General features: G+C 30.9%; 25 protein-coding genes and 1 tRNA gene. 8 read left to right on the plus strand and 18 right to left on the minus strand.

From position 1 onward, the window contains the following. The first annotated feature begins 28 nt into the window (after positions 1-28). The 3 genes from BT151_RS04240 (at position 29) to BT151_RS04250 (ending at position 2,546) form a co-directional block, all read left to right on the plus strand. On the plus strand, positions 29-388 hold the full coding sequence (locus tag BT151_RS04240; protein WP_072400504.1) for a DUF6686 family protein: 360 nt from the start codon (positions 29-31) through the stop codon (positions 386-388). 41 nt (positions 389-429) lie between these two features. Then, on the plus strand, positions 430-1,698 hold the full coding sequence (locus tag BT151_RS04245; protein WP_072400505.1) for an MFS transporter: 1,269 nt from the start codon (positions 430-432) through the stop codon (positions 1,696-1,698). 92 nt (positions 1,699-1,790) lie between these two features. Then, positions 1,791-2,546 (plus strand): hypothetical protein, encoded by a 756-nt coding sequence (locus BT151_RS04250; protein WP_072400506.1) that lies wholly within the window; start codon positions 1,791-1,793, stop codon positions 2,544-2,546. Here the strand turns inward: BT151_RS04250 and BT151_RS04255 are convergent. The 4 genes from BT151_RS04255 to BT151_RS04270 all read right to left on the minus strand — a co-directional run bounded on the left by BT151_RS04255 (position 2,543) and on the right by BT151_RS04270 (position 6,042). Next, positions 2,543-3,295: a UDP-2,3-diacylglucosamine diphosphatase gene (locus BT151_RS04255; RefSeq protein WP_072400507.1), complete on the minus strand. Its 753-nt coding sequence runs from the start codon at positions 3,293-3,295 to the stop codon at positions 2,543-2,545. The genes BT151_RS04250 and BT151_RS04255 overlap by 4 nt on opposite strands. 194 nt (positions 3,296-3,489) lie before the next feature. Continuing rightward, complete coding sequence (locus BT151_RS04260) at positions 3,490-3,945, minus strand: 6-pyruvoyl trahydropterin synthase family protein (RefSeq protein WP_072400508.1); 456 nt, start codon at positions 3,943-3,945, stop codon at positions 3,490-3,492. Positions 3,946-4,210: 265 nt separating this feature from the next. Further along, positions 4,211-5,545 carry an MATE family efflux transporter gene (locus BT151_RS04265; RefSeq protein WP_072400509.1) on the minus strand — a complete coding sequence of 445 codons (1,335 nt, stop codon included), beginning with the start codon at positions 5,543-5,545 and terminating at the stop codon, positions 4,211-4,213. Further along, a complete protein-coding gene (locus BT151_RS04270; RefSeq protein ID WP_072400510.1) occupies positions 5,542-6,042 on the minus strand; it encodes a GNAT family N-acetyltransferase in 501 nt (166 codons plus the stop codon). Before BT151_RS04270 ends, BT151_RS04265 begins: the two co-directional genes overlap by 4 nt. Before the next feature lie 59 nt (positions 6,043-6,101). Between BT151_RS04270 and BT151_RS04275 the strand changes: the two genes are divergently transcribed. Further along, the gene (locus tag BT151_RS04275; RefSeq protein ID WP_072400511.1) at positions 6,102-6,896 is read left to right on the plus strand and encodes a universal stress protein; all 795 of its coding nucleotides are present in this window, start codon (positions 6,102-6,104) and stop codon (positions 6,894-6,896) included. Positions 6,897-6,901: 5 nt separating this feature from the next. Further along, a tRNA-Ala gene (locus BT151_RS04280) sits at positions 6,902-6,975 on the plus strand. 104 nt (positions 6,976-7,079) lie between these two features. On the opposite strand, the gene BT151_RS04285 is transcribed toward BT151_RS04280, so the two are convergent. The 14 genes from BT151_RS04285 to BT151_RS04350 form a co-directional block, all read right to left on the minus strand. Further along, positions 7,080-7,529, minus strand: a complete 450-nt coding sequence (locus BT151_RS04285) for a hypothetical protein (protein WP_072400512.1) — start codon at positions 7,527-7,529, stop codon at positions 7,080-7,082. After that, positions 7,522-8,013 (minus strand): Panacea domain-containing protein, encoded by a 492-nt coding sequence (locus BT151_RS04290; protein ID WP_072400513.1) that lies wholly within the window; start codon positions 8,011-8,013, stop codon positions 7,522-7,524. Before BT151_RS04290 ends, BT151_RS04285 begins: the two co-directional genes overlap by 8 nt. A 341-nt stretch (positions 8,014-8,354) precedes the next feature. Then, positions 8,355-8,585: a hypothetical protein gene (locus tag BT151_RS04295; protein WP_072400514.1), complete on the minus strand. Its 231-nt coding sequence runs from the start codon at positions 8,583-8,585 to the stop codon at positions 8,355-8,357. After that, positions 8,585-9,586: an exodeoxyribonuclease VII large subunit gene (locus BT151_RS04300; protein ID WP_084647855.1), complete on the minus strand. Its 1,002-nt coding sequence runs from the start codon at positions 9,584-9,586 to the stop codon at positions 8,585-8,587. The genes BT151_RS04295 and BT151_RS04300 overlap by 1 nt, the downstream gene beginning before the upstream one ends. A gap of 69 nt (positions 9,587-9,655) precedes the next feature. Next, positions 9,656-9,982 carry a hypothetical protein gene (locus tag BT151_RS04305; protein WP_072400516.1) on the minus strand — a complete coding sequence of 109 codons (327 nt, stop codon included), beginning with the start codon at positions 9,980-9,982 and terminating at the stop codon, positions 9,656-9,658. Positions 9,983-10,191: 209 nt separating this feature from the next. After that, on the minus strand, positions 10,192-11,343 hold the full coding sequence (locus BT151_RS04310) for an AAA family ATPase (RefSeq protein ID WP_072400517.1): 1,152 nt from the start codon (positions 11,341-11,343) through the stop codon (positions 10,192-10,194). 4 nt (positions 11,344-11,347) lie between these two features. Continuing rightward, positions 11,348-11,638 carry a hypothetical protein gene (locus BT151_RS04315; protein ID WP_072400518.1) on the minus strand — a complete coding sequence of 97 codons (291 nt, stop codon included), beginning with the start codon at positions 11,636-11,638 and terminating at the stop codon, positions 11,348-11,350. A 13-nt stretch (positions 11,639-11,651) separates the two neighbouring features. After that, the gene (locus BT151_RS04320) at positions 11,652-11,984 is read right to left on the minus strand and encodes a helix-turn-helix domain-containing protein (RefSeq protein ID WP_072400519.1); all 333 of its coding nucleotides are present in this window, start codon (positions 11,982-11,984) and stop codon (positions 11,652-11,654) included. A 119-nt stretch (positions 11,985-12,103) separates the two neighbouring features. Next, entirely contained in the window at positions 12,104-12,859 is a 756-nt protein-coding gene (locus BT151_RS04325; RefSeq protein WP_143144251.1) for a DUF6043 family protein, read from the minus strand. A 16-nt stretch (positions 12,860-12,875) separates the two neighbouring features. Continuing rightward, positions 12,876-14,135, minus strand: a complete 1,260-nt coding sequence (locus BT151_RS04330; protein ID WP_072400521.1) for a tyrosine-type recombinase/integrase — start codon at positions 14,133-14,135, stop codon at positions 12,876-12,878. A 290-nt stretch (positions 14,136-14,425) separates the two neighbouring features. Next, positions 14,426-15,517 (minus strand): acyltransferase family protein, encoded by a 1,092-nt coding sequence (locus BT151_RS04335; protein ID WP_072400522.1) that lies wholly within the window; start codon positions 15,515-15,517, stop codon positions 14,426-14,428. Positions 15,518-15,527: 10 nt separating this feature from the next. Continuing rightward, the gene (locus BT151_RS04340) at positions 15,528-16,859 is read right to left on the minus strand and encodes a sugar MFS transporter (RefSeq protein ID WP_072400523.1); all 1,332 of its coding nucleotides are present in this window, start codon (positions 16,857-16,859) and stop codon (positions 15,528-15,530) included. 24 nt (positions 16,860-16,883) lie between these two features. Then, a complete protein-coding gene (locus BT151_RS04345) occupies positions 16,884-17,606 on the minus strand; it encodes a LytR/AlgR family response regulator transcription factor (protein ID WP_072400524.1) in 723 nt (240 codons plus the stop codon). Further along, positions 17,603-18,643, minus strand: coding sequence for a sensor histidine kinase (locus BT151_RS04350; protein ID WP_072400525.1), 1,041 nt, complete (start codon positions 18,641-18,643; stop codon positions 17,603-17,605). Before BT151_RS04350 ends, BT151_RS04345 begins: the two co-directional genes overlap by 4 nt. A gap of 235 nt (positions 18,644-18,878) precedes the next feature. Between BT151_RS04350 and BT151_RS04355 the strand changes: the two genes are divergently transcribed. From BT151_RS04355 to nagB, 3 genes are all read left to right on the plus strand, one after another. After that, positions 18,879-21,989: a SusC/RagA family TonB-linked outer membrane protein gene (locus BT151_RS04355; RefSeq protein WP_072400993.1), complete on the plus strand. Its 3,111-nt coding sequence runs from the start codon at positions 18,879-18,881 to the stop codon at positions 21,987-21,989. A 4-nt stretch (positions 21,990-21,993) separates the two neighbouring features. Further along, a complete protein-coding gene (locus BT151_RS04360) occupies positions 21,994-23,571 on the plus strand; it encodes a RagB/SusD family nutrient uptake outer membrane protein (protein ID WP_072400526.1) in 1,578 nt (525 codons plus the stop codon). 92 nt (positions 23,572-23,663) lie between these two features. Then, on the plus strand, positions 23,664-25,592 hold the full coding sequence (gene nagB, locus BT151_RS04365) for a glucosamine-6-phosphate deaminase (protein ID WP_072400527.1): 1,929 nt from the start codon (positions 23,664-23,666) through the stop codon (positions 25,590-25,592). Positions 25,593-25,727 lie beyond the last annotated feature (135 nt).

The following is a 25,727-nucleotide window of genomic DNA, read 5'->3' on the forward strand; positions in this document are numbered from 1 at the left end:
TTATATTTGATAAGTAAAACAGTCAGATATGGAAAACGATATTTATAAAATTTATCATAATAGCATCGGAATTGCTTTTCAGTGGAAGTATACAACATCTAAACAATCGCGAAATAAAATTCAAATTGTGTTTAGAAATATGGGCTTCTTTTTAACTTTGAAAGAAATAAAACAATTTTATAAAAATGTGTTTGAAGCAAAAGAAACTAAACAGTGTACATGTTGTAATAATGACACTGAAACAAGAAGTATTTTAGTTAAAACACCAAGTGAAAAGGTAGATATAGCAGTAAATAAAAAAGAATTAATGGAAGTAGAAGATTTAATTAGAGGCACATTGTTTCAGTTAAATTTAGATGATTATTTAAATTCTATTTGTAAAAATTAGATTTTGTATTTAACCTTTAAAATTTTCAACTAAAAATATATATGGCAAAAAAGGACCCTTATGCAGCATTACGAATTAAAGAATTCAATATTTTTCTATTAGTTCGTTTTGTATTAGTTTTTGGGTGGTCTATGCAATTTATTGTCATAGAATGGGAGGTTTATAGTATTACTAAAGATCCATTATCTCTTGGGGTTATTGGTTTAATGGAAATTATACCAGCATTTACCATGGCGTTGTTTGCCGGTCATATTGTAGACCAAAAAGAAAAGCGGAATTTACTAGCGTTATGTATTGCCGCTTTTTCATTAATTAGTCTCGGTTTATTTCTATTAACTTGGGATAAGGTAGTAGGCGATTGGCCTCCAAAAACCATTTTATATTCTATTTATGGGTTAATATTTTTTGGTGGGTTTTTGCGTTCGTTTTTTGGACCTACAATTTTTTCTTTAGTTGCTTTAATTGTTCCGAAAAAAGTATACCCAAATGCTGCAACTTGGAATAGTTCTACTTGGCAAATGGCATCGGTTTTAGGACCTGCTTTTGGTGGTTTTTCAATTGGATGGTTAGGAGTGCATTGGTCACTTTGCATTATTTTTGGCTTAATATTGTTGTCATTTTTTATTTTACTACAAATAAAAAGGAAGCCTATTTTAAATCCTAAAATTGGCGAATCAGTTATAGAAAGTTTGAAAGAAGGAGTCAGTTTTGTTTTTAAAACGAAAGCTATTTTAGGCGCGATGACGCTAGACATGATAGCTGTATTGTTTGGAGGTGCTATTGCATTACTTCCTGTTTTTGCTCAAGACATTTTAGAGGTAGGAAGTGAAGGGTTTGGAGTGCTTAGAGCTGCACCAGCAGTTGGCGCGTTTATCACCATGCTAGTTACAGCTTACATACCAATAAGTAAAAATGCAGGTATGAAATTAATAGCAGCTGTATTTGGTTTTGGTGTATGTATTATTGTTTTTGGGTTGTCTTCTATTTTTTGGATATCGTTACTAGCGTTATTTTTTAGTGGCATGACAGATGGTGTTTCTATGGTAATACGGCAAACGATTTTGCAAATAAAAACACCCGATCATATGCGTGGTCGTGTATCATCTGTAAATTCTATGTTTGTTGGATCTTCAAACGAATTAGGTGCTTTTGAAAGTGGTTTAACTGCAAAACTTTTAGGAACTGTAACTGCTGTTGTTTTTGGAGGAACCATGACATTAATTACGGCTGTTACTACAGGTTTGGTTTCACCCTCTTTTAGAAAATTGGATTTAACTAAGGATTTGGAAGCTCATGAAAATGAGGAATAAATTGTTTATAAGTTGTTATTAACAATATAAATTACATTTATTTAGACTTAATAAAAATAAATTATATTTGATTAATTTAAATAACATCAATTATGAGGCAACTTAATTCAAATGAACTTTTAGACAAATTCAGAGATAATTCAATTGATATAGATTACTGTTCTCATAAGGTCCTCACGGTTAAAGTTAACCAATTTTTTTATTTTCTTTTTGATCAAGAAATTTCTAATAGGATTTTAGATAGAATTTCAGAAGATTTTGAAGATTTAAAAATTAAATTAATCTTAGTTCATGAAATTAGTAATGCTAGATCTCAAAAGGAATTTAAAGAAAGTTTAATTTCTAGAGAACTTCAAGGAGCATTTGGTTTTTTTGAAATTTTAAATAAATATAAAAAAACAAATACATATTCTAAAGACTACATTGATTTGGTAAGGGATTGGAATTATTATGTTGGAGGAGGTGATTATAATGATTTTAAAGAAGATTTTATCACCCATTTTTTTAAACCTTTTACAGAATTATTTGAATGGTATTTAAGTGAAAGTAAGACATTGAAAGATGAAGATTATTTTTCTTTTGAAGAACAAAATAAAATAATTATCAGAATTGAGTCTTTAAGGGAATCATTAGAAAGAATTGAACTTAAAATTGACTTTTCGGGTCAAATATTAGACGAGCATTTAGAAGATTTGGAAAAGTTAGTTAAAACCTTAAATAAAAAGAATTTAATAGAAATAATAAAAGGAAAATTTGGAGATGAAGTTATATCTAAATTAATTTCTTTTGAATCATTCACCAAATTGATAGAAGCAATTTCAGGAGAAGAATTTAAACTCTTAAATTAATATTTCTTCAATTCAAAATCTTCACCATCAAAAACACCATAGGTAAAATACTGTATCCAATCACCAAGATTAATGTATTTTGATTTTTCGTTGAGGTTTATTTCTAATGGTAAATGGCGGTGACCAAACACAAAATAATCACGATGGCTATCTTCTAATTTTCGTTTGCTGTATTGAACCAACCATTCGTTTTCTTCACCTAAAAAAGTAGCGTCATCATCACCAGAAATTAACTTATTTTTTACTGATAAGTATTGTGCGATACGCATACCAATGTCTGGATGTGCCCACCTAAATAACCACCTAAAAAAAGAGTTTTGAAACACTTTTTTCATGCGTTTATATCCTTTATCTCCAGGGCCCAAACCATCGCCATGTCCAATAAAAAAAGTTTTATTGTTAAAGGTGAATTCTTCTGGTTTATGATAAACAGGGATATTAAGTTCTTCTTCAAAATATCCGTGCATCCATAAATCATGATTGCCAACAAAATAATAGATTGGTATTCCAGAGTCTGAAATTTCGGCAAGTTTGCCTAATGTTCTAGTAAAGCCTTTAGGAACTACTTTTTTATATTCAAACCAAAAATCGAATAAATCTCCTAACAGGAAAATTGCAGCGGCATCTTGTTTTACTTCATCTAACCAGGCTACAAACTTTTTTTCACGCGGACGAGAAGCCTCTGTTGTTGGTGCTCCTAAGTGATTATCTGAAGCGAAATATATTTTTTTTCCTTTTGGAATTTGCATGGCGTAAATATAATACATTCCTGTGAAGACAGGAATCTCTTTTTTTGCGTTAGGGATTGCAGTGAAAATCCTTTTTTAAAAATAGGGAATTAAGCCCTTCTCTGTGATAAAAATTAACAGATTATCAAGTTGTTGACTTTTTATAATGACGTAAAAAAGATTGTAACGTAAAGCCCGACCCTTGTGGTAACGCCCTAAATATTATCGTAATCAAACCACTCTGCAAAAGAGCTTTCTGTTTCTTGGAGTTTTAAAGAATGTAAAGAAATATGAGATGGTAAGCGCTTTTTAATTTTTTTAGCAAAGTCTATTACCATCATTTCACTTGTAGGCTGGTAATCTACTAAAAGGACGTTATGCCCACGATCTTGAAGCTCTTTTGCAAGTTCTACATGTGGGGTGTTTTTGTTGAAAACCGTTGCGTGATCGAATACATTTACAATTTCTTCTTTCACGATTTTTTTAAGATCTGCAAAATCGATGACCATTCCAAATTTCACGTTAGTACTGTCTGAAATAGGCTTCCCAATAACGGTTACAGATAGTTTATAACTATGCCCATGTACATTTTTACATTTTCCGTCATAGCCATAAAGCGCATGACCGGTCTCAAAAGAAAATTGTTTTGTGATACGAATATGATTACTCATTACATAGAAATTTAGGATACAAAGATATTCATTTTGTTTAATGAAATCATTTTTAGATTACATTTCAGTACTTTTTTCTATTGAAGGATGGATACTTTCCTTTTTCCTTTATGAGTGGCTTATTTGAGGTTATTGATTTTGTTGAAAACACGTTAAATTATCGTCTTCTATTTCTATTATAGAAGTAAATTATAATTAAAACGATTGCTAGTATGAGGAACAATCTATTTCCCATGATATTTGTTTTTTAAATTAATAATTAAAGTTAATACTTTTTAGCTAGCGGTAAAAAAAGTTGTCTAAATTTTATGATTAAAGGGATGCCTCTGGCAATAATCCAAATGGTTAAAGCTATAAAAATAGCGTACAGTTTATAACCCAAATTGTCTAGCCAAAATAATAAAGGCACAAAAACTAAAAAGGTTGAAAATATTAAAACATTTCTCAGGTATTTCATTTTGCCTAAACCTTTAAAAATACCATCAAAAATAAAGGCTAATGCGCATAAAGGTTGCATAAGTAAAACGATATAAAAAACGGAGTAAAAAGTATTTAAAACCTCTGGGTCGTTAGAGAAAATATTTCCTATAGGATAATAAAAAATCGCACCTATAGCAGCTGTAATAAAGCCTAAAATAACACCATATTTAATAAGCTTGTTGCTAAGTGTAATTAGTGAATTATATTCTTTTCCGCCATATAATTTTCCTGATAGAATATTACCCGCACTCGCATAGCCGTCTATAATAAAAGCTCCTAAAAACCATAAGTTTATGGCAATTGTATATGCAGCAATATATTTTGCACCATAACTTGTAGCAAATGAACTAGCAAAATATAGGGTTACGTTTAGTGCTATGGTTCTTACAAAAAGATTGAGAATCATTAATAAAAAGCGGCTAATTTCTTTATTAAATGGAAAGCTTAATTTTAAAGGGATAATAGTTTTTTTTAATAAATAATAAGCTGAAAGCATAGCCATAACAAATTGCGCAATAACACTAGCATATGCTGCTCCTTTTATATTCATTGGGTTTATAAAACCTTCAATTCCATAAACTAAAACAACATCTAAAACAATATTTAAAAGCGCTCCTATAATAGCAATAATCATTGGGTAATAGGTGTTTTGTAACCCTCTAAAAGCCCCAAAAACTGCGATTGTAAACAAAGTAAAAGGGAAGCCGAATACGCGAATTCTGTAATACTCTACGCAATATTCTAAAATTAAATTAGAAGCATTATAGAGTTTGAAAACACTTTCCGCAAAAGGATAGGTGCCTACAATAATGAGTAAACTTAAAGAGGTTATAATAAATATGGCTTGAGCAGGAAGATTTTTAATTTTGTTTAATTCATTGGCGCCAACATATTGAGATACAATTGATGAAATAGCGCTTCGTGTTTGTCCCAACACCCAAATAAGCATAGATAAAAATGTAGTAACAATACCTACTGCTGCTAAAGATTCGGTAGCATTAAATTGAATATTACCAACAATTGCTGCGTCTGTTAACGATAAGATAGGTTCTGATATTCCCGAAATTAATGCAGGAATAGCTAGTTTGTTTATATGTTTTAGGCTAATATCTGTGCTCACAAGATAAGTTCGTAACAATAAAAAGGATGCTTACTTTGTTTTGGAAAATAAATTTCTCCTAAACGTTTATAACCACGGAGTTCGTAAAATTTTAAATTTTTAGCATTTTGCGAAAAGGTATCTAACCTTACAGAAGTGAAATTATTTTTTTTAGCATAATGTTCGGCATAATCCATAAGTTTTTGGGCATATCCTTTTCCTTGTTCATTTGGATGAATTGCTAAACGGTGGATATAAATATTGTTTAAATTTGGTGTTAACCATGAAATAGGAATATATTCTTCATCCATAAAAGTAGAAATAGTAATACATCCAATTATAGTGTTTTCTAATTCAATAATATACAATTCACTCCGTTCAAAATCTTTTAAAAAAGGCTGTTTGTTGGGATAAAATTCATTCCATTGATAAATGTTTTTCACCACCATACTCGCGGCACATGCTTTTGTTATTTCAAGAAGTTTGTCAATATCTTTAAGTGTAGCTTTACGAATCATTTAAATGTTTTACTTTTGCCTCAAATTTATTGTAAATTTAGCTTTAAAACTTTATAGACATGAAGAATATTTTAGTTCCAGTTGGCTCATCCAAAAACGCACTTAGTCATTTGCAATATGCTGTAGATTTTGCTGAAGCATATAAAGCGAAACTTTTTGTGGTGCAAGTATATAATGTATATACGAAAGCAGGAACCATGATTAAAGTTGATAAAATAATTGAAAGAGAAAGTCTGGCTTATTTAAACGATTTGGTTTCTAAACTAGATAAAAGGAATGTTGATATTACTGTAAAAGTTCTTAAAGGTAAACTTATAGATACTTTAGAGTTAGCAAGTAAAGCAGCAGATATCGATTTAATTTTAGTTGAACCAAGAACAAACTCTGTAAGGGAAGAAGTGTTTTTAGGAAAAACCTCTGGTAAAATTATAAAACAAACACAAATACCAACGCTTATAGTACCAGAAGACTACACTTTTAAGCCTTTTACTAATATTTTATTTGCTGTTAAATCTGCAATAATTAAGAAGAAAAATTCGCTTGATCCTTTGGTTTCTGTTAAGGAACATTTTAAAGCTGTTGTAAATTTATTATTAGTTAAAACGCCATTTTATAATAAAGGTGATTTTGAATTAAAAAATGAAATTAAAAATATTGTTGATAGTGTTACTAAAACAGAAAACGCTACAACTTTTCAAGGTGTTTTAGAGCATTTTAAAGTCATAAATCCAGATATGCTTTGTGTTGTAAGACGTAAAAGAGGGTTTTTTGCAAAAAAATGGGAGAATAATGTGATATTAAAAAAGGACTTTTCAAGTCCAATACCCGTTCTGGTTTTAAGAGGTTTAAAATAATTTTTGGGGATGTAGCTCAGTTGGCTAGAGTGCTTGACTGGCAGTCAAGAGGTCGTGGGTTCGAATCCCATCTTCTCCACTAGTTTTAACAAGGCTTCCAAGAGATTGGAGGCTTTTTTATTTTTATATTTGCAGAATATTTGCAGAATAACTAGAAATTATAGTATTTTAAGATTAAATATTTTATTTCCCAGTTATTCTTTTTGTGAGCCAAAACTTGTGACTTTTATCTAAAAAAACTACATAGAATGTGTTTTTAATAATATGACCAGCAACAATTGCTTTGCCTGTTATATGTATCCTTGCCCATTCAGCATCAACGGGTATGTGGTCGGGGTTTTCAAACAATGTTTTGTGTTGTGGAGGGAAATCCCCGTAAATAGTAAATTTATCTCCATCAACTTGTCTTAATAGTGCACTGCAGCAATAACCTTGAAATACTTCTAATAATTTAGATAGTAATCCAGCTTTTTGCCAATCTTTAAAACTAGAGGCATATTGTTGTCTTGAATCTAAATATTGAAATGACACTTTAAAATTACCCGAAGAAACAGCACTTTTACTTTTTTTATTTTCTAAAGCCTGAATAATTAAAGACTTTTCTTTGTGCTTGAATGATGCTTTTTTAGCCATTCATTTCAGCTCTGTAAAAGTTCAACATACTAGCCTTTGATATGTTGACGTTACAAATATCTCCTTGTGAATAACCTAGACGAGCCTCAATCCAAGGAGTTTCTTTATGAGTAGCAGATTCTAACTCTAGACCTGTCCATTTAGATAAAGTTTCTAAAACCTCATCAACTACTTCAAGTTGGCTAGAAGAAATTACATCTTTTAAATTAATTTCAGAATCAAAATCATATTCACTATAAGTGACATCGCTATAAAGTATTGATTTCCCTTTAAGGGTGTTATAAACACTTCGACAAACGGGTCCATGAACCCAAGCTTCAAAGTCTTCCTCAAACAAAGGCTCTTCAAAATGAGCTAAGTGATAAGCTTGACAATAATATAAAAGTTTTTGAAGTTTTAAATGAGACATTGGTCCAAAGTATTTTAATATATACCCTGATAAAGTAGATACTTTAATGCTCTTAAAATTATTTAGTGATTCCATTACCTATTTATTGTTTCAAAAAACATACCAAAAGATATTTTTATTTTCTTTAAACAAAAATATTTTAACTTATTGACTTATAGCTAATTACTTTTTTGAAAGCTCTTTTTTTAAGAGCGGTGCAAATATAGTAAATTTTTTTTTACAAAAAAGTAAATGTTATAAACATATGTAACGCACCATAAAAGTAGTAAAAAAAAGACATATTAAAGTTTTTTTTATGTTTTTTTTAAAATTTTTCTTACTAAAATTATTATCATAATACTAAGTTTTATATTTTAAAAGGATTAAAAAGATAGTATCATGTTTAATAATTAAAGAATAGTTTTTAAAATTGTTGCTTAATCAAAGTTAACAGAATACTTATCCAGTAAATAGCCTGTATTAAAACTTCTTATTTCTGTGATGGAATTTGTATCTGAATTGTAAACGACCTCAGCAAAGAACCTATAAACTGCATAAAGGTTGCACCGTTCCAACTTTGTAATATGGTTTTCTATAAACGCACCTTGTTGGTTTACTACTTCCATGCGTTCGTTAAGAGCTAAGGCATTAAACTCGTATAAGGTCATTATTGCTTGGTAGATAAGAAGTATATAAATGATAAAACAAAAAAGAATAATAAAATTAATATTACGTTTATTGTTTTTTTTTGAGTATTAATTTTGTTTGATGAGTTAAGTTTTTCTTCTTCTAAATGCTTTTTGTATAAACTAATTTCATCGTCTTTTGTCTTAATTACTTTGATTCTTTCGTTATAAGTGTTTACAATTCCCTGCAAGAAACTACCAACTGCTGTTGGTGTTGAAAACCCTTTATCTGCTACTTTCTGTAATAAAGTTTTATCAGCATCATGTCCTATTCCTGTTATAAAAGGTACTGGTAACTCGATTGCTTTTTTGCATAACTCAATTTCATTAAACACTTCTAAACCACTTCCACCACCTCTTAATAAAATTAGTAAATCCGTGTCCTTAAATCCGCTAGAATTTAAAAAATTTAGTATTTCGTCCTTTGTTGAAAGGTTGCATTTATGATGTCTAATTTCATAAAAATTAAAATCTGGAAGTTGCCCTAAATAATCATCCTTTGAAGTAGATTGAACCCCTGTAATAACATCTAAAATAGGTTTTTGTCCCTTTTGTATCTTATCCGCTAAAACATCAGTAATCAAAGGAAAATCTCTTTCAAATCGAGCCTGTACTATATCATATTCCACTTTAGAAATTAGTTGAACCTCCTCTTTATATTTAAGAATTTTAGTTACTTTGAAATATACTTTTAGTCTTGAATTATTATCCAAAGATTGACCTCTACTAATGTATCCTTGAAAATTATAATATTTTCCATTTGTGAGTTTAGTTTTTAAATCATTTGTTATCTGAATAGTGATTTTATGCTGTTTATCCTTACTAAGGATTTCATCGTAATAATATTGTCCGTAAAGTTTGTTATTGTTATCAGAAAAAAATCCTTCAACATCTATAAGGTTACCGTCCATAGAAGATGACAGACTATTTGCATATAAATTTAATAGAGTTGAAACTGTAATAGTATTGTCCGTTTTAGACATAAACGTAACTTTAAATTTATGTTAGTTTTAAAAATAGATAAATTATTACAAAGATTACTATTATAAGCTTCACATTTTAAAGCGTGTTTTTATTTTTTGCTCTGGCGAGATGTCTAGCGTTTTTTGCTCTGGTTTCCTCATAAAAACAAATTGAGGTCTTTTTGGTTGTTTAATATCGGTTTGAACTTCAATAGCTTTAAGTGTTGGTAAAACAAATTTTCCTAATTCAATGATAATCTTTACGCGTTCAACTGGTTTTAACTTATCTAAATCAGCCTGTAAAACTTCCAAATTATTCTCTACTAATGTTTGAAATTTTCGTCTTATTTCGAGCGTGTTTTTATTGGCTGTTCCTTTTTTACGCCCTCCGAATTTTTGCCCTGTGTTGTTTGCCATGATTTTATATTTTATGTTTAATTTTTACTATTTTAATCTACTTTAGTTTATTATTTGGTTAGAGCTATTTTTGAATTGCTTCTTCGGTTTACGGTTTAAACCAGTTTATTTAAACCCTATATCCAAGGTTTAACAGTTTAATAGCGTATATATACGCTTAAACTAAACCGATAAAAAAGAAATTTAAAGATGTAATTAAACCGATTGAGCTAAAATTGTTTGGCTTGAATATATTCCCCAAGCGTGTAAGGTGCTTTGTTTTTCTCTTGAAGTAACCAGTTATTATTTTTGCAATCAGTAATTAACAACTTTGCTCTATTCATACCTATGGTGGCTTTGAGTTGGTTTTTATATGCTAAGCTTATCTGAATAACCAATTCAGAATAACTAAAGCTTAAACCGTTTGAAAACACCTCAGTTAATAATTGATACTTTTTAAAGTCTTCTAAATCTGAAACATCAAATTTGTTGTTTTTGGTTTCTGTTCTTACTTCAAAGTTTTCGGCGATTACAGGAATACCGTGTTCGTTTATTTCAAAGGCAAAAACCTCAGGTTCTATGTCTCTACATTGTAAAGGTGTTACTACTGAAATGGTGTTATCGTTTTCAGATTTTGCAATTTCCAGAACCGTTTCAGCTTTATTTATTAATTCAGTTCCAATATGACCACGGGCATTTGTATCGCTCTTGTTTTGATGCAATACAGTAACGATATGTATATTACGTTCCTCAGTCCATTTTAATAGCTTACTGGCTACGTTCGTGGCTTGCTCTTCATCGTTTATAGAGGTTACTAAATCTTTAATACCATCAATCACGACGAACCCAATTTTATCATTACTGTAAATTTCATTTTCGATAAACTCCAGACGTTCCGACGGCGTTAAGCTTCTTAAATAGTAAACGTGTAAGTTCTTTGGTTCTGGCTGTTTAATCTGCGTGCAAATCCTTTTAACAGCCTTTTGTACGTGGTACTTTCCTTGTTCTGTATCAAAATATACCACTTCGTTTTGTAGTGGCGGTAAATGGCTTTTAAATAGTTCAAGTATTGTGTCTTTACTTAATGCCGCCGATACCGCTATATTAATGTAAAACGATTTACGGCTTTTTGCTTTACCTATTACAAGGCTAAAGTTTCCAAGCGTTCCCAGTATTGCGTAACCGTCTGTTTTGGTATTGGCTAAACTGTAAGCAATTTGGGGCGGTGGTATAACTTCCTTTACATCGATTTTGTATTTAAGCCGCTTTAGTTCGTGTTCTTTAATTTTCTGTTCTCGTATTGCCTCTGGAGTTATATTCTCTAATAAAGCATAAGTAGATTTATGAGAGGGGTCTTTTAAGAATTGTTTTTCGCTATCCATTGTCCTATATATTTATGTCCAATGGATTTTTATAAGGCGAAATGTATGGTTCAAGTTTAAAAGGCTTTTCAAAACTTAATTCTCCATTATTCCAATAAACTTTATAGTTTTCCCCTTCACAGGTTTGTAGATGTTTCCCGTCTTCATCATGTCCAGTAATGCGAGTGCATTCAAAAATCATGCGTTCAAAAGATACAGCTTCCTTTACTTCCTTAATAAATAATGCTTTAGCTGTTTTTTTTGTATCTTGTGCCTGTCCGTTCAAAGACTTTGGCTGTATATCGTGGTTCTCCATGTTGCAGCCTTCTTTATTTTCTAATGTTAGATAGACACATATCCGCCTCAGCTTCCAACTCTTTAAGGGTCTTTTGCTTTCCTGTTTTAATCCAGTCTATAATTTCGGTTTTGAAGAATTTTAAACGATTACCTTTTTTGTAGAATGGTATTTCGTTACGCTGTACATAACCGTACAAAGTAGGTACGCTTAATTCTGTGAGCGTTGAAACCTCCCTAATGTTTAAAGGTGTTTCAATTTCGGGTTTAGCTCCAGCCTTGTTAAGTAGCAAGGCTTTTAATTCTCTTACCTCGTTTGCGAGGGTGGCTACCACGTTAGGGAGCTGTTCAAATCTTAATGTTTCCATATCAGCACAATTTTTAAAGATTAATTATTGTGCTAAAATATGCAACTATTAGTGTTTAACTAATTGATATTCAGTTGTATAAACTTGTATTCAAGTAAATACAAGTTTATACAATTGGTTTATTTATGGTTTCTTATTGTTTTATCTAAAAAAGAAATCATCGAGTCAAGCTCTTTTTTGTCAATTTGGGAATTGTATTCATAATCATTCATAGCTGGATAAGTGGCAATATCCCAATTAAACTCATTTTTACAACATTTATGAAACTTGCTGGCTGTACGCTCTATAGGTATTAGTTTTAAATTCTGAAAAGCTAATAGTAATAGTTTTAGTTTTTTCCCTTTTATGTTTTTATATTGAATTCTAACAGCTTCAACAATTTCTTTGCAATGTTCACTAGTTATTAATTCATGTAAGTTATTACTTTGTAGGTGCTGAGGTTCTTTGCTTTCATCATTATTATTGGTTTGGCGTGGTTTTAATTCGTTTAATTTTGATTTATGCCATTCAATAAATGCAGCTCTTAATTTAGTATCATTAATTTTTTGCGAATATCCAACGCCTTTTAAAACTATGTCGTAAGTATGGCTTAACCATAATTCGGCATTTTTCATATTCTCAATGGTGTAGTTTAAATACTGGCTATTTATCTCGCTTATAAAATCGGTTTTATTCATCTTTTCGATAGTCCAAAAGAATCTTAAAGCATTATTATTCCGTAAACTTTTTACGCTTGAATCATACAGCTCCAGACTTTCAAAAGGCTGTCTTAAAGCCCTTAAATAGCTTTGAGGGTCGAAGTTTTCAGTTTGCCAAAAAAAACCGTTTGGAAAATATTTTATATCAATTTCTTTTTTCTGTATATCTGTAATCATTGCCATTTTTTAAGTATTAAAAATTCATCAAATTATTAGCGAACTCTTTTTTTGCTTCGTCTTCAAATCCAGCAAAATAATTTTTAGTTACGCTTAAATCACTATGGTTTAAAGCCTCGCTAATAAACTCCATACTAACACCGCTGCGGATTGATTGAGTAGCAAATGAATGTCTAGCCCAGTAAGTTGATATATCGGCTGGCAAATCGTTTGCTTTGGCTATTCTTTTGATATGGTCGTTAATTAATCGAGTAAAGTTTTTAATTTTATTGTATTGGGTTTGGCTGGAATCTTCAACAGCTATAATACTGAATACAAAACCGTCTTTATTTTCATTGCCATACTTTGAAATAATACTTTTTGTGTATTCCGTTAAATGAATTGTGATAGCTGTCTTTTTAGCTGTTTTGTCAAAGGTTTTAGCCCTGTAATAATTGAATCTATCTTCTTTGATGTCTGAGAATTTTAAAAGAGCAATATCCTTTAAATTCATTCCATTACAAGCGTAACTAAAAAACCAAAAATCTTTGGCTTGCTGTTCGTTTTCATTTGTCACCTCAGCATTAAACAAGGTCTTTAACTGTTCAGCATTTAAAGCCTTTTTAACTTTCCGTGTTTGTGGTATCTTGTATTTTTTTTCTCCAAATGGATAAATATCTTTAATTATATCATTGTTTTCAATAGCATTATTAAAAACAGCTCTGAGGGTTCTTGTATAAATTGCTATCGTGGTATAGCTCTTTCCATTTGATAGCATGAAGTTTTGATATTCATTTAACCAGTCCACGGTAATAGAATTAAAAGACAATTTTTCAATATTGCACTTCTTTTGGTTTTCGCTGAAATCTGCTAAAGAGTTGAGCGTGTATTTATAGCTTTCAGCCGTGCCGATTTTATTGTTCTTTAAATTTTTATGAATGACTAAATCAAAGTGATATTTAACATTGCTTTGGTCTGTGGATTTACGAAATAGTTTAGCCTCAAATTTAGCAAAATCAAAGACCGTCATTTGTTCAGCTTCTTTATTTGCTCTGGTTTCAATAGCTTGAAGTTTTAAGCGTGTTTCATTATTTGAGCCTCTTAAATTTTTGTTGTCTGGATTAATCCAAATTGTATCAAATTGCTTTTCGGTTAAATCAATATCCAAGGCGTACCATTTTTCAATCTGTGTTTGCTTTCCGTAAACTCTTAATTTAACTGGATATTTGTCAGTCTCTTTTTTTCGCCGAATATCTAAACGTATGGAAATTTTATAACCTTTGATTTTTTCGCTCATTTGATTTATTTTCTGTAAATATAATCATTTGCAGAATATTTGCAGAAAAAAAGCATTAATAAACATATAACAGCTATTAACAGACAAGTAGTTTGTTTACTGTAACGCTAGGGTTTTATTAATGTTTAGATAAAAAATAGATAATAATCAAATAGTGTTATTCTTGACTGGCAGTCAAGAGGTCGTGGGTTCGAATCCCATCTTCTCCACATTAATTGTAAAGCTTCAAAAGGTTAAAACTTTTGAAGCTTTTTTTATTAAAATAGAATTTACTTTTAGAAAGGAATGATTTAAACCTTTATAAATATTTTCTTCTTGAAAAGAAAATACCCCAATCCCACATAAAATAATACTACTGCTAAAGCATAAAGAAGCGAAGACGTTTCTTCTGAGAAAAAAGGACAAACAAAAAATGAGTCATAAAGGTAAGTGTGTATATCATGATCATTATTGACTTTTGTAAGATAAAATGATTTTGAAATGAAGCTTGATAGAAAATAAATGGTAATAGCATTCATTCCTACATACTTAAAAATGGCACCTTGTTTTAAATTTAAAACATCTGTAAAATAGTATATTATGGATAATATTAAAACAGCCCAACCACATGTAACTAAAACAAAACTACTACTCCAAATGGCTTTATTTATTGGAAACCATTCATTAAATAAATAACCAGAACTTAAAAACACACTCGAAATCATCAACAAAACGAAAACTTTGTTTTTTTGCAAAACAGATAAAGTTTTCCCAATTAAAATTCCAAAAAGGCAAGATATAATAGCTGGTATTGTGCTAATTAATCCTTCAGGGTCATAATCTGGTTGCCACATATGTTTGCCTAAAACATTCAAATCTATATAATTTGCCCAATTATTTGAAGCTCTATCAAACGTAGGCATTATACCATTTGGAAAGGGCATAAAACCAAGAAATAACCAATATCCAATTAAAGTGAAAATTGAAATACCTAACAAGATTTTCCAATTACAATTAAGAAATAATATTGATGAAATTAAAAAAACAACTCCAATTCTTTGAAGAACTCCAGGGAGTCTTAAGGTTTCAAAATCCTCTACTAAAGGAAAATAAGGTAAAAATAGATTGAGGAATAATCCTAATCCAATAAGTTTTAAGCTCCTAATTATTATCTTTTTATAAGTAGATTTTGTATTAGGTTTATTTTCGTATGCAAAAAAAATAGAAATACCAACAATGAATAAAAAGAATGGAAATATTAAATCTGTTGGTGTTAACCCATGCCATTTAGCATGTAATAAAGGTGGGTAAACATGACTCCATGTTCCTGGTGTATTAACAAGAATCATGGCTAAAATTGTTAAACCACGTAATATATCAACCGCTTCTATTCTTTTATTCATTTGAGAAAACTTATGCTTTTTTCAATCCTACTTTATGTCCCCAAAAGGCATAATATAAAATGATGATATAGCAAGGAAGCAAAATCCAATACCCTTTTGTTGCTGCTTCGGCAGATGCTAAAACTTCTGTCATTCCTTCAGCAATCAATTCTGCTTTATTAGTATCTACAAATCTTCCATATAAAGGAGGAATAATTGCACCACCAGATATAGCCATAATAAGTAAGGCAGAAGCGGTTTTTGTGAATTTACCAAGCCCTTTTAAAGTTAAAGGCCATATAGCAGGCCAAACTAATGCATTTGCAATACCAAGAGCAGCTACAAAAAGAACTGAGGTAAATCCAGTAGAAAAAACAATACAAAACGATAAAGCAATACCTAATATAGCACTAGCTTTTAAAGCTAATGATTGGCTTATGTATTTAGGAATTAAAAACACACCCAATGCGTAGGTACCTACCATAGCCAATAAAGTAAACAAGGTGAAAAATTTTGCTTGACTAACAGGCAAATCTAACGCAATACCATAGGATATGATCGTGTCTCCAGCAATAACCTCAACTCCAACATAAACGAATAATGCTAAAACACCAAGCCATAAGTGTGGGAATTGAAAAATACTTGTTTTTGCTGTTTCTCCTGGTTTAGATTCTTCAATAGGTTCTGCTTCTACATGTGGTAAAGGCGCTTTTCTTATTAAAACACCTAATATAAATAACACAATAGCCATTACAATATATGGTGTAACCACACTATCTGCCATTACATTTAGCAACTCTCCTTTTTCTGTTTCGGAAACTGTGGTTAATTGCTCTTTTATTTTATCTATTCCAGAAAGCAATAAAGCTCCAAAAATTAAGGAACCTAAAGCTCCAGCAACTTTATTTGCTATTCCCATAATTGCTATACGTTTTGCAGCACTTTCTATAGGTCCTAAAATTGTAATATATGGGTTAGATGCTGTTTGTAATAAAGTCATTCCTGTTCCTTGAATAAAAATGGCAAGTAAAAACATCCAGTAGGTTCTTGCTTCTGCTGCTGGTATAAAAACTAAAGCACCTATGCCCATTATTATTAAACCTAAAGACATGCCTTTTTTATAACCAATTTTGTTAATTATATAAGATGCCGGTAAAGCCATAACAACAAACGAAATATAGGATGCCGATGCTACTAAATAAGATTGAGCATCGGTTAATTCATTAATGGTTTTCATAAACGGAATTAAGGCACCGTTAATCCATGTAACAAAACCAAAAATAAAAAATAGTCCAGCTATAATCATTATTGGGACAAATGTGTTGTTTTTTGCTGGTGATGTTGCTTGATTTGTGCTAGACATATTATTAGTTTGTTTTAATTGTTTTTAATTATCTAAATCGTCATTAGTATTTAAAATTCTTTCCTTGGTAAGTTTAATATAGTTTCTTCCAATAGGAATTCTTCTATTAGCAATTTCTATTGTATTTCCTTCTATGGCTACAATTTTATTGATAGAAATAGTATACGATCGGTGTATTCTTAAAAAACTTGATTGTGGTAACTCTTCAGTAATAGCGGTAAGCGACTTGTGTACAACATGGTCTCCAATTTTTGTTATTACTTTTATGTAATCTTTAAGGCTTTCAATAAAAAGAATATCATTAAGATTAATTTTTAATAGCTTCTTGTTTACTTTTAAGAAAATATGCGGCTCTTGCTGTAAACTAATATCTGTAATGGAAGAGCCAATATATAACTGTTGGTATACCTTATTCATGGTTTTTAAAAAGCGATTAAAAGGAATAGGTTTTACTAAATAATCTAACACGTTTAACTCAAAACTTTTAACAGCATATTCTCTATATGCAGTTGTAATAACAATTAAGGGTTTGTGGTTTAAATTTTCTATAAAAGAAAAGCCCGTCATTTGTGGCATATTAATATCTAAAAAGATAACATCTATCTTTTCCTGTTGTAAAATGTTATATGCTTTTAGTGGATTATTAAAGGTTTCTACTACTTCAACATGATCAAAATTCTTTAAATGATTTTCGATTACATTTATTGCCAAAGGCTCATCATCTATAATAACACATTTAATCTTCATTTTACAGGAATTTTTAAAAATAGATTATATAAATTGTCTTTTATAGAGCTTTCTAAAACAAAATCGTTTGCAAACAATAATTTTAGCCTTCGTTCTGTATTTCTAATTCCAATACCTTCTCTATCTTCATAACTAACATTAGGGTTGAAATTATTTGTAAGTTTGAATTTCAAATAATGGCTATTTGTAATCTCAAAACTCATATTTATTTTAATGTTATCATTTTCTTTTAAACCATGTTTAAAACAATTTTCAACAAAAGTTAAAAATAATAAAGGTGGCACTTCTACATCTTCAATATTACCAGTAATATCCATTTCTAAGTCAATGCGGTCTTTAAATCGAATACGTTCTATATCAATGTAATTATTTAGATGATTTATTTCTTCTAGTAGACTAGCTTTAGAACTCTTTACTTCGTATAAAATATATTGCATTAAATCTGATAACTTAATAACCAAGCGAGGAGCATCGTCAGATTTTTTTAAAGTAAGGGCATATAAATTATTTAAAGTATTAAAAAAGAAATGAGGTTGTATTTGTGTACGAAGAAATTTTAACTCTGTACTTAACTGTAGTTTTGCCAAATCTTCATTTCGTTTTAATTCTAAGGGCCAATCAATTAATAGTTTTATAGCGGTAACAAAACCCAGCACATAAAGTTCGCCCAAAATAACCGCAATAATATGATTTGTTTCTAGAAATTTTCCAGCTTCTTCTGCTTCTGGCCATATTTCTTTAGTTACTAAAAGATAATTAAACCCCGTTCTAACTAAATATACCATAATTAGCATGAGTGCTATAGAGCCTATGTAAGTAAGATACTTTTTTCGTAATATAAGTTTTGGAATTAAATAATACACATTAATGTAAACAACAATAATATGAATTGGAAATTCTACTAAATTAGATTTTAATGAATACCAATAATCATGAAAGTAACTTCCCCATCTAACAACGTTAAATGCAAAGTAACCTAGCCAAAATAAGACATGGTATTTTATAGGAATGGTATTTTTAAAACTTCTATTATTCAATAAAACTTTTTTAAATTATTATTACCAATACGTTAATAAATCAAACAAATTTTCAACAATTTTAATTATTTAATACTTAATTAACAATAAAAAAGCTATTTCTTTATTTGCTAAAATACTTAATAGCTTATTATGTGTTGTCTGTGTGTTAAACGATGTCGTTTATATAATTTTTTTTTTAACTATTTTTATTCTGAATAGTTTAGATCAACTAAAAAAACAAAATAATCAAATTATGAAACAAAATTTACGAACACTTTTCTTGTTTTCTTTTTTATTATTTACTGCACAAATTATTTTTGCGCAAGAAAAAGAAATTAAAGGAACAGTAACCTCTAAAGCAGAAGGGATACCGCTTCCAGGAGTAAATGTGGTAGTTCAAGGAACAACAAAAGGTGCCCTAACAGATTTTGATGGAAACTATTCATTAAACGCTAATGTTGGAGATGTATTAATCTTTTCATTTTTAGGAATGTCTACAGCCCAAGTTACAGTAGATAATTCCAGTATCATTAATGTACAATTAGAAGAAAACTCGCAGCAATTAAATGAAGTTGTTGTAACTGCTTTAGGTATTAAGAAGGAAAGAAAAACACTTACTTATTCTGCACAAGATGTTAAGGGTGATGATTTAACTAGAGTAAAACAAACAAACCCTATTAACAGTTTATCTGGGAAGTCTGCTGGTTTAACCATTACACGAAGTTCATCTGGAGCTGGTGGTGCAACTAAAGTAGTTTTAAGAGGAAACTCATCTACAAGTAATAATGATCCTCTTTATGTTATTGATGGTGTGCCAATGCTTAATAGTGGTAATGGTCAAAATGGCGAAGAACCAGGAGGAAATATTTTTGGTAGCCAAATAGGAAACAGAGATGGTGGAGATATTACATCTCTTATTAATCCTGATGATGTTGAAAGTATTTCTATTCTAAAAGGAGCATCAGCTGCGGCTCTTTACGGTAGCCAAGGAGCAAACGGGGTTATTTTAATTACTACTAAAACGGGTAAAGAAGGCGCTCTTAAAGTTAATTTTAATTCTACGTTAACGGTAGATGATGTGGTTTCTCTTCCTGAATTACAAACTGAATATCAATCACTATCCGTTGGACAACCTATTGCCGAAAACGGTAGAGTTAGTGACCCTAAAACATGGGGAGCAAAAACGAGTGGTTTATCGAATGCCGTTGATGATTTTTTTGAAACGGGATTTACATCTACACAATCAATCTCTTTAAGTGCTGGAAATCAAAAGGCTCAAACTTATTTCTCATTTGCAAACACAAATGTTAGTGGTGTAATGCCAGAGAATAAAATGAATAGAAACGTATTTAACTTACGTGAAACGGCAAATTTCCTTAACGATAAGATTCAAGTTTCTGCTAACATTAGTTTATCTGATCAAAGAATTTGGAATAGATCTACTAACGGTTTATACTCTAATCCATTAACTGGTTTGTACTTAAATCCTGTAGGTATTGATTTAAACACGTATAAAGACACATTTGAATATTTTAATACAGCAACAAATATGATGGATCAATATGCATCTTCATTTGATGAAAATATTCAACAAAACCCGTATTGGTTAATAAATCGAAACCCAAGTAAAGATATTGCTCAAAGAGTTTTGGCTAGTGTAAGTGTTAAATATCAAATTACAGATAACCTTTCATTACAATCTAGAGGAAGTTTTGATAAATCATTTTTCACCTTCGATAAGAGATTGTATGCAGGAAGCGATTTAACTTTTGTACCAGAGACAGGAAGGTATGTTCTTGAAAAAACAGAGAATACACAACAATATTTAGATTTAATAGCAAACTATAATAAAGAGCTATCAGAAGATTTTGAATTTGGATTAACATTAGGAACTAGTTTAACTAAATATTCTACTGGCGACCAAATACTTTTAGATTCTGGACCAGAAGGATTAAGATTTCCTAATGAGTTTACCATAGCAAATTTTGAATCTTCAAACGGGATTTCACAAAAAGTAGCTAACCGCGAAGTTCAATCTGTTTTTGGTGCTGCTAATTTTGGTTACAAAAACATGTTATATTTAGATGTAACAGGAAGAACAGATTGGTCTTCAACTTTAGTAAATACAGCATCAAGTTCATTCTTTTATCCATCAGTAGGGCTAACAGGTATTTTAACCGAAATGGTTGAAATGCCAGAATCAATTTCATTTGCTAAGGTTAGAGCTTCTTATGCAGAAGTAGGTAAAGATATTCCTGCGTATGCTACAATTCCTTTAAGAACTATTGGAACTACAGGATCTGGAGGTACAATAGGTTCTGCTAATCAAGCAACATTTGCTCCACGAGAAGGCGAAACATTAGTGCCAGAAAAACAAAAATCTTTTGAAATAGGAACAGAATGGCGTTTTCTTAATAATAGGTTAGGAGTAGATTTTACGTATTACAGTTCTACTACAGAAAATCAAATATTTTTTATCGCAGCACAACCTAATATTCAAGGCTATACCCAAAATATAGTAAATGCTGGAGAAATTTCTAATAAAGGAATTGAGATTGTATTAAACGCAAAACCTGTTTTAAGCGATGATTTTACATGGAATACAATTTTAAATTTCGCGTCAAATAAAAATGAAGTTGTATCTGTACATCCATCACTTGATAATGGAGAGGCTATTTTAACTGCGCCAGGTGTAAATGGCTACGGATATTCTTTAGTTGAAGGAGAAGATTTTGGAAGTATTAGAGGGCGTTCAATTGTAAGAAATGAAGAAGGTTTACCAGTGGTTACAGATGATGGCTCTGGAAGTTTAACTATTGAAGCTACAGGTTTTGAAACCATTGCTCATGCACAACCAGATTTTACACTTGGATGGAGTAATTCATTCGACTATAAAAACTTTTCATTAAGCTTTTTAATTGATGGGAAATTTGGAGGAGATGTAGTAAGTGTAACAGAAGCTGTTAATGATTTTTATGGCGTATCTCAAGCATCAGCTAATGCTAGAAACAACAATAATGGAATGATAAATGTGGTTACTACTGCTGGCGCTCCTGCTCAAATGACTGCTCAAGATTACTACACAAAAACTGGTGGTAGAGCTGGTTTATTAGGAGAGTATGTGTATGATGCGACTAATATTAGTTTAAGAGAATTATCAATAGCATATACCTTACCAAATTCTGGAAAATTCTTTGAATCTGTAAGATTATCATTAATTGCTAATAACTTATTCTTTATTCATAAAGACGCACCTTTTGATCCAAATATTGCAGCAAGTACAGGTATAGGACTGCAAGGAGTTGATATATATGGGCAACCATCTACAAGAAGTATAGGATTAAACATAAACGTAAATTTCTAAGAAAATGAAAAAGATATTAAAGTACTTTCTAATTTCTCTAGTAACCATTAGTTTGCAAAATTGTACTGATGATTTTGCAAGCATCAATACTAATCCAAATGGTATTACAGAGGAGAGTCTTACTCAAATGAACAATAATGTTGGGAATGAATTTCAGCCCATGTTTTTAAACGTGTTCAATATTACCCCGGCATGGAATTACCAATTACAACAAGGGCTTATGGGAGATGTGTTTTCAGGGTATATGACTGCACCAACCCCTTTTGCAGGTAATGTAAATAACCAAACCTATGCTTTGGTAGATGGATGGAATGGTTTTCCTTGGTCTGATGCTTATGAAAATGTAATGCCTCAAGCCTTAAATGTTAAAAATGCAGTAGAGTTAGGAGGCGATCCTAATGGTGTAAAATTTGTATATATAGCTAACATTATTAAAGTTACAGCAATGCATCGTGTGTCTGATATTTATGGGCCAATACGTTATACAAAATTTAACGATTTTGCAACCACAGGAGAATATGACCCACAAGATGTGGCTTATCAAGCATTTTTTGACGATTTAGGAGCTGCTATTGATGGTTTGGAACCATTTATTGGAGAGACTCAATTTACTCCTTTTGATATGTCTGCTTTTGCTGGAGATATTGCAAAGTGGAGACAATTTGCAAATAGCTTGAGATTAAGATTAGCAATTCGCATTGTAAAGATAAACCCAGCTTTAGCAAAAGCGCAAGGTGAATTAGCTTTAGCTAGTAATGCAGGATTATTAGAGACAGAAGATATGGTTATAAATACAGGTTTTCCTCATCCTATAACTGTTATAAGTGGTTCTTGGGGAGATATTAGAATGGCTGCAGAAATGGAATCTATTTTAACAGGATTTAATGATGGTAGAATAGAAACTTATTTTAATCCTTCTGCGGATGCTTCATTAGCTGGAGATTATAAAGGTATTCGAATGGGAATAGATATTACGGCTAAAGGTCAATATTTAGATCATGCATCAATTGGAAGCGTTATAGATGGAGAAACTTTAACTTGGATGACAGCTTCAGAAGTGTTATTTTTAAAAGCTGAAGCTGCCTTAAGGGGTTGGAATGGAGCAGGTAACGTGCAAACTAATTACGAAGCAGGAGTGACTGCTTCATTTGCACAACATGGAGTTTCTGGAGTTACAGCATACTTAGCTGATAATACAAGCACACCTGCCGATTTTGTAGATGCACTAAGTCCAGTAAATAATATAGCTTATGCAAGCGATGTTAAAATTGCATATAATGCTGCGGGTACAAACGAAGAACAGTTAGAACAAATTATCACACAAAAATGGATTGCTATGTTTCCTGATGGTCAAGAAGCTTGGAGTGAGTTTAGACGTACTGGTTACCCAAGAATTTTTCCTGTAGTTGTAAACAATAGTGGAGGAACAATAAATACTAATATTCAAGTTAGACGAATAAATTTTGTAGAAAACGAAAAAAACACCAATGGAGCAAATGTAACAACAGCAGTTAGTTACTTAGGGGGTTCCGATAACGGAGGAACACGATTATGGTGGGATACCGGAGGGTCAAATTTTTAATAATAGTTTTTATATTATTTAGTTTAGTTTCCATAACAAGCGGAACATTGTTCCGCTTGTTTTAAAAAGTATTATCAATAAAAAATCATATTATGAACGCAGATGTTGCGAACTATATAGATATAAGTTATAAAGAACCTGGTAAATTTGAAGAAACACGTTTTGAAAAAATTCATAATGTTTGTGTTAATTCTTCATCTGAAGGTTCTTTAATAGTTGCAAAAGAAATTGCAGATCTAATTAAAGAAAAACAAAATGCTAAAACAAGATGTGTTTTAGGGTTAGCAACTGGGTCTTCTCCAATAAAAGTTTATGAAGAACTTGTGAGAATGCACAAAGAAGAAAATTTAAGTTTTGCTAACGTTGTAACTTTTAATTTGGATGAGTATTATCCAATGGATAAAAACAACATGCAAAGTTACTTCTACTTTATGCATGAACATCTTTTTAATCATGTAGATATATTACCAGAAAATATTAACATTCCAGATGGTAGTGTGAATAGTGAAGACTTATATCAATATTGTATTGATTATGAAATGAAAATAAAATCTCTTGGTGGACTTGATTTTCAATTACTAGGTATAGGAAGAACAGGTCATATTGGTTTTAACGAACCAGGTTCTCACCTTAATTCAGGCACAAGAAGTATCACTTTAGATCACATTACTCGTGTTGATGCTGCTCCATCTTTTTTAGGTATAGATAATGTTCCTAGAAAAGCCATTACAATGGGTGTTGGAACAGTAAGAAGCGCTAAAAGAATTGTATTATTAGGCTGGGGAATTAGTAAAGCAGATGTATTAAAAAAGACCATTGAAGAGGAAATTACGTCTCAAGTACCAGCAACTTATCTACAAAATCATAAAAACACAACTTTTGTTCTAGATATAGGAGCTTCGTCTGAACTAACTAGAATAAAAACACCATGGATTGTAACATCTTGTGTATGGAATGACAATCTTAAATTAAAGGCTGTTGTGTGGTTAAGCGAATTAACAAATAAGGCATTTTTAAAACTAACAGATAAAGATTATAACGATAATGGTATGTCTGGTCTTTTAGCTGAAGAAGGCACTGCTTACGATTTAAATATTAAAATGTTTAATAAGTTACAGCATACAATTACTGGTTGGCCTGGAGGAAAACCTAATGCTGACGACTCTAATAGGCCGGAGCGTGCTAATATTCCTAAAAAGAGAGTTATTATTTTCAGTCCACATCCAGATGACGATGTTATTTCAATGGGAGGTACTTTCGATAGATTGGTAGAACAAGGGCATGATGTGCATATTGCATATCAAACCTCAGGAAATATTGCTGTTTCAGATGAGGAAGCTTTAAAATTTGCAGAAATATCAAAATCTTTAAATTCAGATTGTAAAGAAGCCAACGATATCATTAATTACTTAAAGAAAAAAACAGGAAATGCCATTGACTCACCAGAAGTTCGAAAATTAAAAGGATTAATAAGACGTAGTGAATCTCTTGCAGCAACTAGATATTTAGGTTTAAATGATGAGAATGTTCATTTTTTAGATTTACCATTTTATGAAACAGGAGCCATTAAAAAGAATAATCTATCACAAGACGACATAGATATTATGTGTAGTTTAATCGAACATATTAAACCGCATCAAATTTATGCTGCGGGCGATTTAGCAGACCCACATGGAACGCATAAAGTTTGTCTTGACGCTTTATTTGAATCTTTAGAAAAACTAAAACATAACAAGTATATGGACGATTGTTGGGTTTGGTTATATCGTGGCGCATGGCACGAATGGGAATCTTATCAAATTGAAATGGCAGTTCCAATGAGTCCAGATCAAGTACTAAAAAAACGCCATGCTATTTTTTATCACCAATCTCAAAAAGATGGGGTGATGTTTCAAGGGGACGATTCAAGAGAGTTTTGGGTGCGTGTAGAAGACAGAAACAGGCTAACAGCAAAAAAATATAACGATTTAGGGTTAGCTGATTATGCTGCTATTGAGGCCTTTAAGCGTTATCATTTCTAGAAAAGAAAGTTGGAACTTTGAAAATTGATTTATACTCAAATTAAGGGAAGGGCATTTTAGAAACTAAGGATTTATCAAACTTAAATCTTAAAAGATGTCATTTCTTATTTCCAATCAAAATATTATTAAAAATAA

Origin of the sequence: Flaviramulus basaltis, assembly GCF_900114265.1 — a bacterium.
In the GTDB taxonomy this organism is placed as follows: domain Bacteria; phylum Bacteroidota; class Bacteroidia; order Flavobacteriales; family Flavobacteriaceae; genus Flaviramulus; species Flaviramulus basaltis.

Coding starts and splice junctions, on each gene's coding strand:
- BT151_RS04355 (WP_072400993.1), top strand. CDS start 18,879: ATGAAACAAAATTTACGAACACTTTTCTTGTTTTCTTTTTTATTATTT.
- BT151_RS04325 (WP_143144251.1), bottom strand. CDS start 12,859: ATGATTACAGATATACAGAAAAAAGAAATTGATATAAAATATTTTCCA.
- BT151_RS04270 (WP_072400510.1), bottom strand. CDS start 6,042: ATGATTCGTAAAGCTACACTTAAAGATATTGACAAACTTCTTGAAATA.
- nagB (WP_072400527.1), top strand. CDS start 23,664: ATGAACGCAGATGTTGCGAACTATATAGATATAAGTTATAAAGAACCT.
- BT151_RS04360 (WP_072400526.1), top strand. CDS start 21,994: ATGAAAAAGATATTAAAGTACTTTCTAATTTCTCTAGTAACCATTAGT.
- BT151_RS04320 (WP_072400519.1), bottom strand. CDS start 11,984: ATGGAAACATTAAGATTTGAACAGCTCCCTAACGTGGTAGCCACCCTC.
- BT151_RS04290 (WP_072400513.1), bottom strand. CDS start 8,013: ATGGAATCACTAAATAATTTTAAGAGCATTAAAGTATCTACTTTATCA.
- BT151_RS04340 (WP_072400523.1), bottom strand. CDS start 16,859: ATGTCTAGCACAAATCAAGCAACATCACCAGCAAAAAACAACACATTT.
- BT151_RS04315 (WP_072400518.1), bottom strand. CDS start 11,638: ATGGAGAACCACGATATACAGCCAAAGTCTTTGAACGGACAGGCACAA.
- BT151_RS04250 (WP_072400506.1), top strand. CDS start 1,791: ATGAGGCAACTTAATTCAAATGAACTTTTAGACAAATTCAGAGATAAT.
- BT151_RS04300 (WP_084647855.1), bottom strand. CDS start 9,586: ATGTCTAAAACGGACAATACTATTACAGTTTCAACTCTATTAAATTTA.
- BT151_RS04335 (WP_072400522.1), bottom strand. CDS start 15,517: ATGAATAAAAGAATAGAAGCGGTTGATATATTACGTGGTTTAACAATT.
- BT151_RS04285 (WP_072400512.1), bottom strand. CDS start 7,529: ATGGCTAAAAAAGCATCATTCAAGCACAAAGAAAAGTCTTTAATTATT.
- BT151_RS04345 (WP_072400524.1), bottom strand. CDS start 17,606: ATGAAGATTAAATGTGTTATTATAGATGATGAGCCTTTGGCAATAAAT.
- BT151_RS04295 (WP_072400514.1), bottom strand. CDS start 8,585: ATGACCTTATACGAGTTTAATGCCTTAGCTCTTAACGAACGCATGGAA.
- BT151_RS04245 (WP_072400505.1), top strand. CDS start 430: ATGGCAAAAAAGGACCCTTATGCAGCATTACGAATTAAAGAATTCAAT.
- BT151_RS04260 (WP_072400508.1), bottom strand. CDS start 3,945: ATGAGTAATCATATTCGTATCACAAAACAATTTTCTTTTGAGACCGGT.
- BT151_RS04255 (WP_072400507.1), bottom strand. CDS start 3,295: ATGCAAATTCCAAAAGGAAAAAAAATATATTTCGCTTCAGATAATCAC.
- BT151_RS04305 (WP_072400516.1), bottom strand. CDS start 9,982: ATGGCAAACAACACAGGGCAAAAATTCGGAGGGCGTAAAAAAGGAACA.
- BT151_RS04275 (WP_072400511.1), top strand. CDS start 6,102: ATGAAGAATATTTTAGTTCCAGTTGGCTCATCCAAAAACGCACTTAGT.
- BT151_RS04240 (WP_072400504.1), top strand. CDS start 29: ATGGAAAACGATATTTATAAAATTTATCATAATAGCATCGGAATTGCT.
- BT151_RS04330 (WP_072400521.1), bottom strand. CDS start 14,135: ATGAGCGAAAAAATCAAAGGTTATAAAATTTCCATACGTTTAGATATT.
- BT151_RS04310 (WP_072400517.1), bottom strand. CDS start 11,343: ATGGATAGCGAAAAACAATTCTTAAAAGACCCCTCTCATAAATCTACT.